Annotated in this window: 1 protein-coding gene; it reads left to right on the top strand. The window is 45.9% G+C overall.

The window, feature by feature from the left end:
• Positions 1–69: 69 nt before the first annotated feature.
• The coding region (ltrA, locus tag Q4591_RS20085) for a group II intron reverse transcriptase/maturase (RefSeq protein ID WP_303462621.1) at positions 70–856 on the top strand (787 nt) is incomplete at its 3' end.

The raw sequence follows: 856 nt of genomic DNA, 5'->3' as shown, positions 1-856 counted from the left end.
AGTAGCCCAACGCCCATCGTAATGGATGGTACATGGTGAAGGCCTGAACATTTAGAAGAAGGAGGAGTCTTGTCAAACTTGTCGATACCCACTACGTCGCCAGACGATTACTATCAGCAGCGTATTGATCTGCAACCGGCCTTCAACAGCGATTTATTCCAGCAACTACTCGAACCTGAGAATTTACATCGAGCTTGGCGGCAAGTTAAAGCCAATAAAGGCGCGGCTGGTATCGATGGTATGACTATCGAAGCCTTCCCGATTTGGATGCAACAAGGCGGTTGGCAACAGTGTAAAACTCAACTTGAGCAAGGTAAATATCTACCCTCAGCGGTCAGGCGTGTAGAGATCGATAAACCCGATGGCGGTAAACGCAAATTGGGGATCCCGAACGTCATTGACCGTGTCATACAGCAAGCGATAGCCCAAATACTCACTCCACTGTTTGACCCATTTTTCTCGGATAATAGCTTTGGCTTTAGGCCGAATAGAAATGCCAAACAAGCGGTACTGCAAGTTAAGGGTATCATCAAACAGAAACGTAAATTTGCCGTTGATGTTGATCTGTCCAAGTTCTTTGACCGAGTTAATCATGATTTACTCATGACTCAAATAAAGAGCAAGGTACAGGATAAGCGCCTTTTGGCGCTTATTGGTAAATACCTACGTGCAGGGGTGATGGTCAACGACCAATTTGAAGCAAGCTTTGAAGGAGTACCTCAAGGCGGTCCACTCTCGCCTTTACTATCAAACATTATGTTGGATAGTTTGGATAAAGAGCTGGAAAGCCGAGGGCATAAATTCGCCCGCTACGCGGACGACTTTATCATATTGGTTAAATCTCAACGAGCAGGTG

Origin of the sequence: Shewanella sp. 3_MG-2023, from assembly GCF_030548765.1 — a bacterium.
Classification (GTDB): Bacteria; Pseudomonadota; Gammaproteobacteria; order Enterobacterales; family Shewanellaceae; genus Shewanella.
This window is presented reverse-complemented; position numbering and strand designations above follow the sequence as displayed.